General features: G+C 37.5%; 15 protein-coding genes, 1 tRNA gene and 1 CRISPR repeat array. Of the genes, 11 read left to right on the top strand and 5 right to left on the bottom strand.

The window, feature by feature from the left end; translation table 11 throughout:
- Window positions 1-42: 42 nt before the first annotated feature.
- The 9 genes from lepA to AAV97_RS20265 all read left to right on the top strand — a co-directional run bounded on the left by lepA (window position 43) and on the right by AAV97_RS20265 (window position 7520).
- Window positions 43-1860: a translation elongation factor 4 gene (gene lepA / locus AAV97_RS20305; RefSeq protein ID WP_004829275.1), complete on the top strand. Its 1818-nt coding sequence runs from the start codon at window positions 43-45 to the stop codon at window positions 1858-1860.
- 21 nt (window positions 1861-1881) lie between these two features.
- On the top strand, window positions 1882-2736 hold the full coding sequence (gene lepB, locus AAV97_RS20300; RefSeq protein WP_009584153.1) for a signal peptidase I: 855 nt from the start codon (window positions 1882-1884) through the stop codon (window positions 2734-2736).
- 319 nt (window positions 2737-3055) lie between these two features.
- The gene (locus tag AAV97_RS20295) at window positions 3056-3430 is read left to right on the top strand and encodes a DUF4845 domain-containing protein (protein ID WP_004829270.1); all 375 of its coding nucleotides are present in this window, start codon (window positions 3056-3058) and stop codon (window positions 3428-3430) included.
- Entirely contained in the window at window positions 3402-4094 is a 693-nt protein-coding gene (gene rnc / locus AAV97_RS20290) for a ribonuclease III (protein ID WP_004829269.1), read from the top strand. Before AAV97_RS20295 ends, rnc begins: the two co-directional genes overlap by 29 nt.
- 5 nt (window positions 4095-4099) lie before the next feature.
- Window positions 4100-5128: a GTPase Era gene (gene era / locus AAV97_RS20285; RefSeq protein ID WP_004829267.1), complete on the top strand. Its 1029-nt coding sequence runs from the start codon at window positions 4100-4102 to the stop codon at window positions 5126-5128.
- 21 nt (window positions 5129-5149) lie between these two features.
- Window positions 5150-5341: an NF038104 family lipoprotein gene (locus AAV97_RS20280; RefSeq protein ID WP_004829266.1), complete on the top strand. Its 192-nt coding sequence runs from the start codon at window positions 5150-5152 to the stop codon at window positions 5339-5341.
- Window positions 5342-5352: 11 nt separating this feature from the next.
- On the top strand, window positions 5353-6072 hold the full coding sequence (gene recO, locus AAV97_RS20275; protein ID WP_004829264.1) for a DNA repair protein RecO: 720 nt from the start codon (window positions 5353-5355) through the stop codon (window positions 6070-6072).
- 31 nt (window positions 6073-6103) lie between these two features.
- Window positions 6104-6829: a pyridoxine 5'-phosphate synthase gene (gene pdxJ, locus AAV97_RS20270; protein WP_042087669.1), complete on the top strand. Its 726-nt coding sequence runs from the start codon at window positions 6104-6106 to the stop codon at window positions 6827-6829.
- 34 nt (window positions 6830-6863) lie between these two features.
- Window positions 6864-7520: a tRNA-(ms[2]io[6]A)-hydroxylase gene (locus AAV97_RS20265; RefSeq protein ID WP_009584207.1), complete on the top strand. Its 657-nt coding sequence runs from the start codon at window positions 6864-6866 to the stop codon at window positions 7518-7520.
- A 79-nt stretch (window positions 7521-7599) separates the two neighbouring features.
- Here the strand turns inward: AAV97_RS20265 and AAV97_RS20260 are convergent, their stop codons facing one another.
- Genes AAV97_RS20260 through AAV97_RS20250 form a run of 3 tightly spaced genes read right to left on the bottom strand, consistent with a single transcriptional unit; the run spans window position 7600 to window position 9777 of the window.
- The gene (locus AAV97_RS20260; RefSeq protein WP_046761561.1) at window positions 7600-8589 is read right to left on the bottom strand and encodes an aldo/keto reductase; all 990 of its coding nucleotides are present in this window, start codon (window positions 8587-8589) and stop codon (window positions 7600-7602) included.
- Complete coding sequence (locus tag AAV97_RS20255) at window positions 8586-9227, bottom strand: hypothetical protein (RefSeq protein ID WP_046761560.1); 642 nt, start codon at window positions 9225-9227, stop codon at window positions 8586-8588. The genes AAV97_RS20260 and AAV97_RS20255 overlap by 4 nt, the downstream gene beginning before the upstream one ends.
- A 10-nt stretch (window positions 9228-9237) precedes the next feature.
- The gene (locus AAV97_RS20250) at window positions 9238-9777 is read right to left on the bottom strand and encodes a RidA family protein (protein WP_228136575.1); all 540 of its coding nucleotides are present in this window, start codon (window positions 9775-9777) and stop codon (window positions 9238-9240) included.
- A 148-nt stretch (window positions 9778-9925) separates the two neighbouring features.
- Between AAV97_RS20250 and AAV97_RS20245 the strand changes: the two genes are divergently transcribed.
- Window positions 9926-10759, top strand: coding sequence for a LysR family transcriptional regulator (locus AAV97_RS20245; protein ID WP_046761602.1), 834 nt, complete (start codon window positions 9926-9928; stop codon window positions 10757-10759).
- 470 nt (window positions 10760-11229) lie between these two features.
- Window positions 11230-11796: direct repeats of the CRISPR family, unit length 28 nt; unit sequence GTTCACTACCGCATAGGTAGCTTAGAAA.
- 104 nt (window positions 11797-11900) lie between these two features.
- Here the strand turns inward: AAV97_RS20245 and AAV97_RS20240 are convergent.
- Window positions 11901-11976, bottom strand: a tRNA-Asn gene (locus AAV97_RS20240).
- A gap of 246 nt (window positions 11977-12222) precedes the next feature.
- Here AAV97_RS20240 and AAV97_RS20235 point away from each other — a divergent pair.
- On the top strand, window positions 12223-12705 hold the full coding sequence (locus AAV97_RS20235) for a hypothetical protein (protein WP_009584186.1): 483 nt from the start codon (window positions 12223-12225) through the stop codon (window positions 12703-12705).
- A 33-nt stretch (window positions 12706-12738) separates the two neighbouring features.
- Here the strand turns inward: AAV97_RS20235 and phrB are convergent, their stop codons facing one another.
- Window positions 12739-14169: a deoxyribodipyrimidine photo-lyase gene (gene phrB / locus AAV97_RS20230; protein ID WP_046761559.1), complete on the bottom strand. Its 1431-nt coding sequence runs from the start codon at window positions 14167-14169 to the stop codon at window positions 12739-12741.
- Window positions 14170-14243: the final 74 nt, after the last annotated feature.

The raw sequence follows: 14243 nt of genomic DNA, 5'->3' as shown, positions 1-14243 counted from the left end.
GATATTGAGTACATGATGGTGTACATATTTTTAGAGTAGTTTATGGCAGTAGCTAAGAAGTCTGTTAATATCAATAACATACGCAATTTTTCTATTATCGCTCACATCGACCACGGAAAGTCGACTCTTGCTGACCGATTTATCCAAATGTGTGGTGGATTACAAGATCGTGAAATGCAGGCTCAGGTTTTAGACTCTATGGAGCTTGAGCGTGAGCGTGGAATTACCATTAAAGCGGCTTCGGTAACATTGTATTACACGCACCCAAATGGTCAAGAATACCAGTTAAACTTTATTGATACTCCGGGACACGTTGACTTCTCTTATGAAGTTTCTCGCTCATTGGCTGCCTGTGAGGGTGCTTTATTGGTGGTCGATGCTGCACAAGGTGTAGAAGCGCAATCAGTTGCCAACTGTTATACCGCCATTGAACAAGGTTTAGAAGTACTGCCAATTTTGAATAAAATTGACTTGCCTCAAGCTGAACCTGAACGTGTAATCCATGAAATTGAAGAAATTATTGGAATTGAAGCAACACATGCACCGACTTGTTCAGCAAAAACAGGTTTAGGTGTTGAGTCAGTTTTAGAAACTTTGGTTGATATTATTCCTGCACCTCAAGGTGATCGTGATGCACCGCTCCAAGCACTGATTATTGACTCATGGTTTGATAACTATTTGGGCGTGGTTTCTTTGGTTCGGATCAAACAAGGTCGTGTGCGTAAAGGCGATAAGATGTTGATGAAATCAACAGGTCAGTCGCATATCATTACCTCAGTGGGTATTTTCAATCCAAAACATACAGAAACAGGCATTTTAGAGGCTGGTGAAGTTGGTTTTGTGATTGCGGGGATCAAAGATATTTTTGGTGCGCCAGTGGGTGATACGATTACACTAGCAACAACACCAGAAGTTGAAACTTTACCCGGCTTTAAAAAGGTCAAACCACAGGTCTATGCGGGCTTGTTCCCAATTGATGCCAGCGATTTTGAACCATTCCGTGAAGCCTTACACAAACTGCAAATCAATGACTCTGCATTATTCTTTGAACCTGAAAGTTCAGATGCGCTTGGTTTTGGTTTCCGCTGTGGCTTCTTAGGCATGTTGCACATGGAAATCGTACAGGAACGTTTAGAACGTGAGTATGATTTAGATCTGATCAGTTCTGCACCAACAGTGATCTATGAAGCATTGATGAAAAATGGTCAAACGATTTATATCGACAGTCCATCTAAAATGCCAGACGGTTCAACTGTAGAAGATTTACGTGAACCCATTGCAGAATGTCATATCCTTGTTCCTCAAGAATATTTGGGCAATGTGATGACGCTGTGTATTGAGCGTCGTGGTGTACAAAAAGATATGAAGTTCTTGGGTAATCAAGTGTCGATTAGCTTTGAAATTCCGATGGCTGAAGTGGTCATGGATTTCTTTGATAAATTGAAGTCATGCTCACGTGGTTTTGCCTCTTTAGATTATAACTTTGTCCGTTTTGAAAGTTCATCTCTGGTTAAGGTTGATGTATTAATTAATGGTGATAAGGTTGATGCTTTAGCAATGATTTGTCATCGTAATGATGCACGTCACCGCGGTATTGCTTTAGTTGAAAAAATGAAGGATTTGATTCCACGTCAAATGTTTGATGTTGCGATTCAAGCCGCAATTGGTGCGCAAATCATTGCGCGTTCAACGGTAAAAGCGATGCGTAAAAACGTATTGGCTAAATGTTATGGTGGTGACGTTTCTCGTAAGAAGAAATTGTTATCTAAACAAAAAGAAGGTAAGAAACGTATGAAGCAGGTGGGTAGTGTTGAAATCCCACAAGAAGCGTTCCTTGCTGTGTTAAAAGTAGAAAGATAAAAACTAGAGGTCTGATTGGTCATGGATTTTGATTTTAATTTAATTCTCGTTCCTGTAACGCTGGTATTTTTTGCGCTGTGGTTACTTGATAAGTTTGTACTGAAACAACGTGCAACAAAAGGAAAGGGGAATGAAAATGTCGTTATTTCATGGGCATATGATTTCTGGCCTGTTCTAGCGGTTGTTCTTGTTTTACGCTCTTTCTTCTTTGAGCCATTCAATATTCCTTCTGACTCTATGGTTCCGACCCTAGAGACAGGAGATTATATTTTGGTCAATAAGTTTCAGTATGGCGTACGTTTACCAATTACCAATACCAAGATTCTGGATATTGGTGAACCACAACGTGGTGATGTTGCTGTATTCCGTTATCCTGAAAATCCAAAAATTAGCTATATCAAGCGTATTATTGGATTACCGGGTGACCATATTGAATTTAATCAAGGTCAGTTGACGATTAATGGCAAAAATGTAGAGCAAGTTCCAGCTGAATTTAGTCGTGAAAAAGATATTTTAGATACACCAAAATCGATTTACTACTATGAAACAATGGGTACCCATAAGCATTTAGTTCGTTTATTGGAAGGTCAAAATCCGCTTGTTGCTGCATTCAATTATGCACAGAACAAACAAGACTTACCTTATGTAGCGACTGCAAATGATCGCTTTGTGAAGTCAAATGGTCAAAGTTGGGAAGTGACTGTGCCTAAAGGTCAATATTTTGCGATGGGTGATAACCGTGACCAAAGTGCCGACAGTCGTTTTTGGGGATTTGTACCTGAAGAGAATTTAACAGGGCATGCAATTTATGTTTGGATGCATAAAGAGCCAGGTCTAAAAATTCCATCATTTAGCCGTAATGGAGCAATTCAATAAAACCGAGTTGCAGCAAGCGTTAGAAATAAAGAAAGGTCAATGTTTATTGACCTTTCTTTTTTATCTGTTAAAACTATGAAGTTATATTGATTTATAAGAAAAATAAAACAGAACAAATGATTTGAACTAGCAACTTGACGTCGTTTAAAGGATAATAGTGGCGATAAATTTTTTATCACAGTATTGTTTTCCAGTGTATAAGAAGTTTATAGCCAATTGAAAATGATGAATCTGCCTAAATCAAATGGTTTGATCTTGGCGGTTGCTGATTTTTTAATTGTCATTAGGGATTATTTATTCTTACCTGTTGGATAAAAAAATGCGTAAAAATCAACAAGGCGCTTCATATATTGGAATTTTATTGGGGATAATTGCTTTAGCTTTTATGTTGAAAATCATAGTAGCTGTATGGCCATTATACTGGGATGATCGTGTGATTAACGGTCAAATTGTAGAGCAAATCAAAAATAGCTCTGCTGAAATCACACCATTGAAATTTGCAACAGAAGTTGACAAAAGGTTAGAAATGAACAATATCCGAGACACTAAATTCGAAGATATTGCGACTGTTTCAACTAAAGATGGTTTACAAGTGACTAAAAAATATGAAGTACGGAAAAATTTCATGCTGAATATTGATTTAGTCCTCACTTTCGAGAAGAGTTTTGATCAAAGGTCAGTTGAAAGTAAGTGATCTTCGCTTACAAAGTAGAATCGGTTACCAGTTTAAACAACCCGAGTTATTACAACTCGCGCTGACTCATCGTTCGGTGAGTCACAAACACAACTATGAGCGTCTAGAGTTTCTGGGTGACTCATTGTTGGGGATGATCATCGCAAATTACTTATATAATGCCTATCCGCATGAAAATGAAGGGCGTTTAACCCGTATGCGTGCAACTTTAGTGCGTCAAGAAGCGTTGGGTAAGATTGCCAATGACTTAAAATTAAGTCAAAGTTTAATTTTAAGTACAGGTGAATTGAAATCTGGCGGTCATCATCGTGAGTCAATATTGGCAGATACTGTTGAAGCGATCATTGGGGCGATTTATACAGAAAGTCAAGATTTACCTTTGTTGGAATCCATTGTTCTGAAATGGTATGAACCTTATTTGGATCATATCGAACCTACAGATCAGTTAAAAGACCCGAAATCACGCTTACAAGAGTATCTACAAGCCCGTAAAAAACATCTCCCTGTTTATGAGGTGGTGGATATTCAAGGTGATGCACCCAATCAACATTTTAAAGTAGAATGTACTATAGATGGCTTACCTAAAATGATGGGTGAGGGATCGAGTCGCCGTTTTGCAGAACAGGCAGTCGCGGCGGATTTTTTAAAGCTATTGGAGCAGTAAACTGCATGAATACACATTCCGATCACAATGATGCTGATCACGAGTCGTCTGAAAACGGCAATGATTTAATTAATCAATTTTTTAGTTCACAAGGCACTGAAATTCCTTCGGATTATCGCAGTGGTTTTGTCGCAATCGTGGGACGTCCAAATGTGGGTAAATCCACTTTGATGAACCATTTATTGGGTCAAAAGTTATCGATTACTTCACGTAAACCGCAAACTACTCGCCATAAAATCATTGGTATTGATAGCCGTGAAAAGTCGCAGGCAGTTTTTGTGGATACTCCGGGTATGCATAAAAAAGAAGTGCGTGCCATCAATAAAATGATGAACAAAGCTGCACACTCTGCTTTACGTGATGTCAATCTGGTTTTATTTGTGCTTGATGCCCAAAAATGGACCCAAAACGATGAGTTGGTTTTAGAGAAACTTAAAAATGCAGAAATGCCAGTGGTTCTCATCATCAACAAGATTGATACCTTAGAAAATAAGCGCATGGTGTTGCCGTTGATTCAAGAACGTGCAAAGTTAATGAATTTTGCTGAAATTGTTCCAGTGTCTGCATTGCGCGGTGCAAACTTGGATCATTTGCGTGATGCGATTGAAAAATATCTACCTTTCCAACCGCCATTGTACTCATTGGATCAGTTGACTGACCGTTCTGAACGCTTTCTTGCGAGCGAAATTATTCGTGAGAAAATTATGCGTCAGTTAGGTGAAGAACTTCCTTATGATTTAACAGTTCAAATTGAATCCTTTAAAACAGAAGAAGCAACGATCAATGAAAAGACTGGTCGTCCTAAAGCTGCATGTACATACATTGATGCTACAATTTTTGTTGATCGCCCAGGCCAGAAAGCCATCGTGATTGGTGAAAAAGGTGCTAAGCTGAAAAAAATTGGTATGGATGCTCGTATCGACATGGAAAAAATGTTTGAGCAAAAAATCATGTTAACGCTTTGGGTCAAAGTTAAAGGTGGTTGGTCTGATGACGAACGTGCTTTAAAAAGCCTAGGCTATAGCGATATTTAAGTCATTTTGTTGGGAACTGTCATGATCCGAGTTATTTCCATTCTTGCATGCGTCATAATGCTACAAGGCTGTATTACTAAAATTGTGACGGTTCCAGTCAAAGTTGCTTATAAAACTACAAAAGGCGTAGTCAAAGGGACTGCGGCTGTTGTGGGAGCTGTTATTCCTGATGGGGATGACGATGAAGACAAGAAAAAAGAAAAGGATGATTAAGATAAAGCAAGATGCGCAATGAAATCTTGCATGGTTATTTAATCCATCATCGAAAATACCGCGAACGCAGTCATATTGTACACTTGTTTACGCAAGAGCATGGTCGCGTCGATGGTATTCTTCGACAAACTCCACCTCCTCAATATCAACCGATTACCTTGCAAGCTTCAGGAAAATCTGAGCTTAAAAACTTTTCTAAACTGGAAATTTTAAATCAGCCGATTTTCTTTTATGGAGATGCCTTTTTTTCAGGTTTCTACCTCAATGAGATCATTCTTAGGCTTTGTCCACTTGAAGAAATGATGCCTGAAACTTTTCAGCAATATCATATGACATTGCAACATTTGCAGAAATTAGCTGAACATACACAGGCAGATTTATTTCTTCGACAAATTTTACGTCTGTTTGAACATGCGCTTCTGGAAGAGTTAGGCTTTCCATTGGATTATGAACATGATTCAAATCAACAGATGATTATACCCGCACAACGTTATCAGTTCCAATTATCAGAAGGCTTTACTCCTGTATCACATACTTCTTCAGCCACTTTGCTCGGACAACAAATTTTGAGTATGGCAAGCTATGAAAAAGGTAGGGATTTTAGTCCAGAACAGTTACAATTATTGTCCAAGCTCTACCGACAAATGATTACATCGCTTTTGGGTGATCGACCATTAAAAAGTCGTCAGCTTTGGGTTCAAAACGCTCAATCTAAATCTTTGAGCCGTTAATTTCACTTTATTGGTTAATTAGGAAAATGTTATGGCTGCATTGCTAGGTGTAAACATTGATCATGTTGCAACACTAAGACAAGCACGTGGAACAACTTATCCTGATCCTGTGAAAGCAGCATTGATCTGTGAACAAGCAGGGGCGGAAGGCATTACTTTACACTTGCGTGAAGATCGTCGTCATATTCAAGATGATGATGTACGCCGTATGCGACCAGTATTGAAAACCAGAATGAATTTAGAGATTGCTGTAACTGATGAAATGGTTGCATTTGCAACAGAGATCAAACCGCATCATGTTTGTTTTGTGCCTGAAAAGCGCCAAGAAGTGACCACTGAAGGTGGTTTGGATGTTGTTGGGCATTTTGCAGATGTAAAAGCGGCAACACAAACACTCACCGCAATTGGCTGTGATGTTTCATTATTTATTGATCCTGACTTTGCGCAAATTGATGCAGCCATTGCCTGTGGTGCGCCAACGATTGAGTTGCACACAGGTGCATATGCAGATGCTGAATCTGGTGCAGAACAACAAGCGGAGCTTGAGCGTATTGTGAAAGGTGCGGAATACGCAGCAGCTCAAGGTTTGGTGGTGAATGCGGGTCATGGTTTGAATTTGGACAATGTTGCTGCAATTGCTGCTATTCCACAGATTCATGAATTGAATATTGGGCATTCTATTATTGCCGAAAGTGTATTTGTCGGTTTGGCGCAAGCTGTAAAAGACATGAAAGCCGCTATTCAAGCTGCAGCTTAAGTTACCTTTTGATTTACCTTATTGAATTTTGATCATGTCGAATATGAATTATGATGAACTCATGCAACCTGTGATTGCTTTTTTGGGCTGTGAAACGCCAAAAGCTTGGTTGGATGAAGCATTAAACAATCTCCCATTGCTGATGCAAGATCATGCGAATTGTGAAAAGAAAGCAGCAGGAACAGCAATGAACTTGATGTTTCGCTACAGTTTTTTTACCGATTTACAAGTGAAACTGGCACAGCTTGTTCGTGAAGAAATGTTGCACTATGAGCAAGTCTTAGAATTTATGCAAAAACGTGGTCAAGCGTGGCAGGGATTAAGTGCAGGGCGTTATGCAGGTGGTTTACGTAAGGAAATCCGAACTTACGAGCCTGAAGCTTTAATTGATATTTTAGTCATCGGTGCTTTTGTTGAAGCTCGGTCGTGTGAGCGTTTTTACGCATTGGCACCGTTGGTGGATGATGAGCTTGGGCGTTATTACCGTTATTTGCTAAAATCAGAGTCACGCCACTATGAAGACTATTTGGCATTGGCTTTAGATGTTGCTCAAACTGCAAAATTAAAAGATCCTGAAGAAGATATTCAACAACGTATTGAATTGATTCGTGAAGTGGAAAAAGAGTTGATTTTAACTCCAGACAAAACTTTCCGCTTCCATAGTGGAGTACCCCTCAAGGGACGTGCTTAAGTCGAGATCTGTAGAAAAGACCAAAGTACTATTTTGGTCTTTTCGATTTTATAATCAAAAAAACGATAAAAACACTGATTTAAAATTTTTCTATTCCAGCCCAACCTGCTTGAGGATAGCGATCTCCTTGTATGTGCTCAGGGCTAAAGAGTTGATCTAGTTGCTGAATCTGTATATCACTCAACATGACCTGATTAGCTTTTAAGTTATCTTGTAAATAACGTGATTGTCGGGTTCCAAAAATAGGCGTGACATGAGTAAATTTACCCATTAACCATGCTAAAGCGACTTGGGCATTGCTATGTTTCCATGAAGCACATATTTGACTAAACTTTTCTAGCAAAAGCTGATTTTTATGGAATGAATCCCCTTGTAATCGAGGGAGGTGTTTTCTGAAATCTTGTGCATCCATTGTTGCTGGATTTAAATCAGCCGTTAAAAATGCACGTCCTAATGGACTATAGGCAACAAACTCAACATTGAGTTCTGAGCAGGTCTGGAGTAACTCTTGCTCTGGCTCTCTTGACCAAAGTGAATACTCACTTTGTACTGCCGTAACAGGTGCAACCGCATTTGCTCTTTTGAGCGATTGAGCAGAAATTTCGGAAAAACCAAAACTTTTGATTTTGCCTTGTCGAATTAAGTCTGATAGTGTCCCTGTTACATCCTCAATCGGGACTTCAGTTTGTCGACGATGACAATAATATAGATCAATCTGCTCAATGCCTAAACGTGTTAAAGATGCTTCACAAGCTTGGCGAATATATTTTGGCGTGTTGTCGATACGTCGTTCATAGTGATTTTGATCACGTACAATTCCAAATTTAGTTGCAATCACTATCGCATCTCGTTGATTTCGATAATGTGCGATAAACTGTGCTAATAATTTTTCGTTGTGTCCATGTCCGTAAGTATCTGCGGTATCAAAAAAATTAATCCCAGAATCAAATGCTTCCTCTAAAATTCTAAGTGAATTTTGATCATCTGTTTGACCATAAAATTCACTCATTCCCATACATCCTAAGCCCATTGCTGAAATTTCAAGTGATGTCTGATTTAAATTCTTCATTTTGCTTGACCTATATAAGAGGGTTCATCTTTCAACCATGAGTCGTGTAGCCATTTTTCTGTTTTGCGATGTCCAGGAAAGTTAATCCAAACAATATCTCTTTCAAAAATAATTGGATGTTGATTTTTTCCAACTATGACCCAAAACCAACGACCATCATTTAAATTGCGCATTTTGACTTTCATGCCTGAAATTTTTTGATTATTTCCATTGAGCTGTATAGTTTCATCATGCTGATCAACCCATTGAATTTTTCTATGTTGCAGTAAATCAGGTGCATAACGTTGTAAAAAATCATCAGCAATTTTTTGTGCCTGTACTTTGCTGGGTAAATTTCCATGAACCAGACTTGCATCTAAATAAGAAAATCCTTTCAAATTATGTGCAGCGTCTGATAAATAGCTAAAGTTTTCTTCACCTAATCTAAATGATGGTGATTTTTGAAAGCGTATCCATTGCACTTGTTGAGCATCAGTCGGGACAGGTTGCTCATGTACTTTTTGATAATGTGTGGGCATAAATTCAGCCAAAAATTGAGATACTTTACTTTCCTGACTGGGGGTATTTATCGGTGCTGTAACATTTGCAGAGCATGAAGCAGTAAATAAAGCACTGCCAAAAATTAAGGCGTATTTCATAGGGTGACTCCTAAATTGTTAAGTTAAGATTTGCGGGAATAACAGCAATAGCTTCTACTTCAACTAAAACATCAGGGTGAAATAATTGTGCAACTCCGATCAGACTACTTGCAGGTGGCAATTGCGGATCAATAAATTTGTCTCTAACTTTACGAATCATGAGCAACTGATCAGGCTTTAGATCACGGATATAAATAGTCACTTTTACTAAGTGTTGAGTGCCGATACCTGCCTGATGTAGTGTTTTTTCAATATTTTGAAAGACTAAATGAAGTTGTTTCTCCAGATCAGCCAGTAAAATTTCTCCTTGTTCTGTTATTGGCACATGCCCTGACAAGTACATGAGTTGTCCTTGTTGCACGACGATTGCTTGTGAAACATTAGGAATATTCAAATGGATCGGATTGATTGCATGGATGATTGGATTGGTTGATGGTGTTGTTTGTTGATACATATCGACCTCATGTGAATTGTTATTGTGTGCGTAGCTTAAATTGCTGATAAAGAGCAAAACGAAGAAAAATGGAAAAGCAAAGTAGCGGTAACGCATATTAGTCAACCTATTTAAAAAGCTGATTTATTGTGCTTCGATTTCATTTTTTATAGAATGATGATTATTAGTAGTTATAAATTCCAAAAATGAAATGTTAGATGATTTGAGTTTATTTATAGCGATTGTCAGAGCTGGAAGCTTGAATATGGCATCTGAACAACAAAATATTCCCGCTGCTACATTGACCCGTCGTTTAAAAAAATTAGAAGAAAGCTTGGGCTGTAAGTTATTACATCGAAACAGCCGAGGAATACAGTTAACTCAAGAAGGGCAACGTTATTACGAACGTTGTCAGCCTTTACTGACCGCGTTATTGCAAAATACACATGAAATAAAAGAAGAAACAACTCAAGTTAAGGGTCGTATTAAAATTTTGGCGCCGATGAATCTTGCGATTTTTCCTTTGCAAGAATTTTGGAATACTTTTCTAAAACGCTATCCAGAGATTGAACTTGAATTGCAATTAGACAATGTACTTGATGATTTAATGACTCAAGGCGCAGATTTAGCTTTGCGTGTCGGTAAAATGCCCAATAGTGTATATATTCAAAAACGATTAGCCAGTATTAAAACCTGTATCGTGGCTTCTCAAGACTATTTAAATCAGCATGATATTCAGACGCTAGAAGATTTAGCGCAACAAGACTGGTTATTGGCTTATCCTTTAGAACAACTTGAACTACGGTATCAACAACAAAATTATCAATTTAAAATTCAAACTAGTCGCTTAAAAGTGAATGAAATCAGTCTATGTGTCAGTCTTGCAGAACGTGGCTTGGGCTTATGCTATGTTCCATTTACCCAATGTGAAGATGCTTTGAAGGCTGGAAGACTCAAACAGGTTTTACCTGAATGGCAATTGCCAATCAGAGATGTCTATGCTGTTTGGCATGCTCAAAAAGTCATACCTGCAAGAGTCAAAGTTATCATTGAAGAGTTAGCTATTTTTTTCCAGAAACAGACTTGGAATCATACATAATTCAAAATTTTATTCTTATAAAAACAATAAGCACTATTTTTGATGAAATTTACGTTATAGCACAAGTTTTATTGAACTTTAACATCATATAAAAATAATCTTTTTTAGCAGTTTATTGAGTTGCAAAGGAAGTATGTATTATCGTTTGCAAGATAAATTAAATTTTAAATATTTGATTGATAAATAAATTATTTTATATGAGGTATGTCGTATGATTCTAAGGAGTGAATCTATTAGAGTTTGTATTATATACTGCTATAACTTGTTGCTGATGAGGCAAAAGGGAACAATTTAGGGAAATATGCTTTTAATAGAATTACGATTGTTCGAATATTTTAACCCAATATTTTTTTACTCTTTAGCAACTGAAAAAAATCAATAAGTTATATTGGTAAGTAAAAACTTGGGTCATTTGATGATTTTTAGGTTTAACTTACTGTTATCACTTTATTTTTTGATCTAAAATTATAGTTCACTACCGCATAGGTAGCTTAGAAAATCGCAGTATCTTCAGTAATGTTGTTGGTGATGTTCACTACCGCATAGGTAGCTTAGAAAAACATAAGAGTGCCCACGCACCGCATGGGCGAGTTCACTACCGCATAGGTAGCTTAGAAATTAAAAATAAGATATGAGAAAAAAGACAGTGTGTTCACTACCGCATAGGTAGTTTAGAAATAAAGTTTGACTTTTTTAATGCCATATTCTGAGTTCACTACCGCATAGGTAGCTTAGAAAAAAAAGTTAATTCAATTTACTGATATGGTTAGTTCACTACCGCATAGGTAGCTTAGAAAAATCATTTGCTTGAATAATTGCTCTGCAATTTGTTCACTACCGCATAGGTAGCTTAGAAATGACTTCGAGCTACTGCACAGCCGTCATTGTTGTTCACTACCGCATAGGTAGCTTAGAAATAATAGAAACGAGAAATAATCACGAATAATATGTTCACTACCGCATAGGTAGCTTAGAAATACCAATATTTGGGATGATGGTACATTTACTTGTTCACTACCGCATAGGTAGCCTAGAAAAATTGTTAAACCTCTCTGATGATTTTAAAAATTTATAGTTGTATAAATTGTTTATTTTATAGCAATAAAAAAAGCCCACTTGAATGAAGTGGGCTTTTAGAATTTGGCTCTCCAACCTGGGCTCGAACCAGGGACCTGCGGATTAACAGTCCGTCGCTCTACCGACTGAGCTATTGGAGAATCTGCATGCGATTATAAGGATATATCACGAGTGGTCAAGCCTTTGATGTCATCTTTTCTTCATTTTTGACTTGTATGCTTTTTATTTAAACAAATAAGATCAAAATTAAAAAAATGGATTTGAGTGGTTGCAAAGCGAGAGCTGACTTGTTAGATTAAAAACATAAAGAGCGTTTAAGTTTAACTTAAACCGTGTGGATTTAACCAACTTGCCAGCACTAAAATGGCTAAATAGGAGACAGCGCGATGACGACGCTAACTATTTCTCAAATTTTTGAAAAATTTTCTTTTTATCAAGAAAACTACCTTTCTATCCTGCAAAATCCTGAACAATATCATATTGAAGTTGAGCAAGCATATTTAGATGTTTGGCCTTTTTCTGAGAAAAAACTGTACTTAGGCGATTTGTTACAACTGTGGTTTAGTGAAAAGTGGTTGATTAATTCAACATGCAGATTATTACTGAATTCATCGACATTAGATTCATCTGATTTAACTGCTGAACCCACTCAAAAACAGATCCAAAGAATACAGGATTTATATTTATTTCAATTAAGTGGCAGTACTTTATCAGGTTCAAACCATGCACAAGTCTGGTCTGTTTCTGAACAGAAAGTACTGTATGTCTCTTTAAACAGTATTTTTAAATATTACTGCTATTTTGAATCGATTGAACGTCCAAAAAATTACCCAAACCATCAATTTAAAACTTTTGGTCAAGCCATCTAATCCACAATTTGAGAAGCTTTTAAGTTGAGTATTTTAAATCTGCTTAAAAGCTTCAATTGCGCGGATGCGACTTTGTTTTAAATCAACAATAGGTTGAGGATAATTCAGTTGTATTTCTGAATTTTTGGCATAAGGTTCGTGAATGGTTTTTGCATCCAAATCAGCAAGTTCGGGTACCCATTTTCGGATATATTCACCTTCAGCATCAAACTTTTGTGATTGGCTGACTGGATTGAAAATACGGAAATAGGGAACTGAATCTGTGCCTGTTGAAGCGCACCATTGCCAACCACCATTATTTGCAGCCAAGTCGCCATCAATTAAATGTTGCATAAACCATTGTTCCCCTAATCGCCAATCAATCAAAAGATTTTTGCTCAGGAACATGGCAACAATCATTCGTACACGGTTATGCATCCAACCTGTTTGTAGTAATTGGCGCATCCCAGCATCAACAATCGGGATGCCTGTCTGCCCCATTTGCCAAGCGATTAGATCCTCAGGCGCATCACGCCATGCTAATTTTTGTGTTGTTTGTTTAAATGGTAAGTGCTTTGATACACGAGGAAAATCAAACAGTATATGTTGATAAAATTCTCGCCAAAGCAACTCGTCCATCCATGTTTGTTGACCTATATTTTCAATCGTAAATTGACCGTGTTGCGCTCTAAATAAAGCATTTAAACACTGTCGAATCGAAATGATGCCAATATTTAAATATGCGGAGAGTTGACTGGTGGCTTCAAGATTTGGAAAATCTCGATGTACTTGATAATTTTCAATATGATTGTCTACAAATTCATCTAAAAGATGCCATGCATGTGCTTCGCCTACTTGCCATTGCGTTTTGGTATTTTTCTCTACACATTCAAATCCGAGAGTTTTTATTGTTGGAAGCGGATTTAATTTATCTTTGTAAATACTCATATCCAAAGATTGAGCTTCAGGGGCAGGATAACACTGAGGTACTGAAATACTCAGTTGTTCATAACAATATTTTTTAAATGCGCCAAAGACTTGATAGGGTTGATTTGATTTATTACGGATCGAGCCTACAGGAAACAATGTACGATCATGATATAAAATTAGATCATGTCCATTTTTATTTAAACGCTTTTGAACGTCAAAATCTCTATTTAACTCATTGACGCCACACTCAATATTGGCATGAATATTTTCAATATTTAATTTTTGACAGAGTTGAGTGACTTCTGTTGCTATATTTTCCCACAATGGAATGGTTTGAATGATCAGCGGAATATTTAGCTTAGCTAGAGCGTGTTGCAGCACCTCTATTTGACGTAGATAGAAGTCGATTTTAATCGGTGCATCATCATGTTTTTGCCATTGTTGAGGTGAAAGTACAACCAGTGCGATCACCGTGCCTGACTGGCGAGCATGCCAAAGGGCGGCGTGGTCATGGATACGTAAATCTTGTCTAAACCAAATGAGTTGTTTTTGCATAAAATTTTCACAAATCGTTTTATTGATACATGATGCAAATCACTTTAACGCGATACATATAAAAAAGGCAAAGT

It is taken from the genome of Acinetobacter sp. Ag2, assembly GCF_001005515.1.
Classification (GTDB): Bacteria; Pseudomonadota; Gammaproteobacteria; order Pseudomonadales; family Moraxellaceae; genus Acinetobacter; species Acinetobacter bereziniae.
This window is presented reverse-complemented; position numbering and strand designations above follow the sequence as displayed.

Coding starts and splice junctions, on each gene's coding strand:
- AAV97_RS20280 (WP_004829266.1), top strand. CDS start 5,150: ATGATCCGAGTTATTTCCATTCTTGCATGCGTCATAATGCTACAAGGC.
- AAV97_RS20295 (WP_004829270.1), top strand. CDS start 3,056: ATGCGTAAAAATCAACAAGGCGCTTCATATATTGGAATTTTATTGGGG.
- AAV97_RS20260 (WP_046761561.1), bottom strand. CDS start 8,589: ATGAAGAATTTAAATCAGACATCACTTGAAATTTCAGCAATGGGCTTA.
- pdxJ (WP_042087669.1), top strand. CDS start 6,104: ATGGCTGCATTGCTAGGTGTAAACATTGATCATGTTGCAACACTAAGA.
- AAV97_RS20255 (WP_046761560.1), bottom strand. CDS start 9,227: ATGAAATACGCCTTAATTTTTGGCAGTGCTTTATTTACTGCTTCATGC.
- recO (WP_004829264.1), top strand. CDS start 5,353: ATGCGCAATGAAATCTTGCATGGTTATTTAATCCATCATCGAAAATAC.
- lepB (WP_009584153.1), top strand. CDS start 1,882: ATGGATTTTGATTTTAATTTAATTCTCGTTCCTGTAACGCTGGTATTT.
- AAV97_RS20250 (WP_228136575.1), bottom strand. CDS start 9,777: ATGCGTTACCGCTACTTTGCTTTTCCATTTTTCTTCGTTTTGCTCTTT.
- AAV97_RS20265 (WP_009584207.1), top strand. CDS start 6,864: ATGTCGAATATGAATTATGATGAACTCATGCAACCTGTGATTGCTTTT.
- phrB (WP_046761559.1), bottom strand. CDS start 14,169: ATGCAAAAACAACTCATTTGGTTTAGACAAGATTTACGTATCCATGAC.
- era (WP_004829267.1), top strand. CDS start 4,100: ATGAATACACATTCCGATCACAATGATGCTGATCACGAGTCGTCTGAA.
- AAV97_RS20245 (WP_046761602.1), top strand. CDS start 9,926: ATGGCATCTGAACAACAAAATATTCCCGCTGCTACATTGACCCGTCGT.
- lepA (WP_004829275.1), top strand. CDS start 43: ATGGCAGTAGCTAAGAAGTCTGTTAATATCAATAACATACGCAATTTT.
- AAV97_RS20235 (WP_009584186.1), top strand. CDS start 12,223: ATGACGACGCTAACTATTTCTCAAATTTTTGAAAAATTTTCTTTTTAT.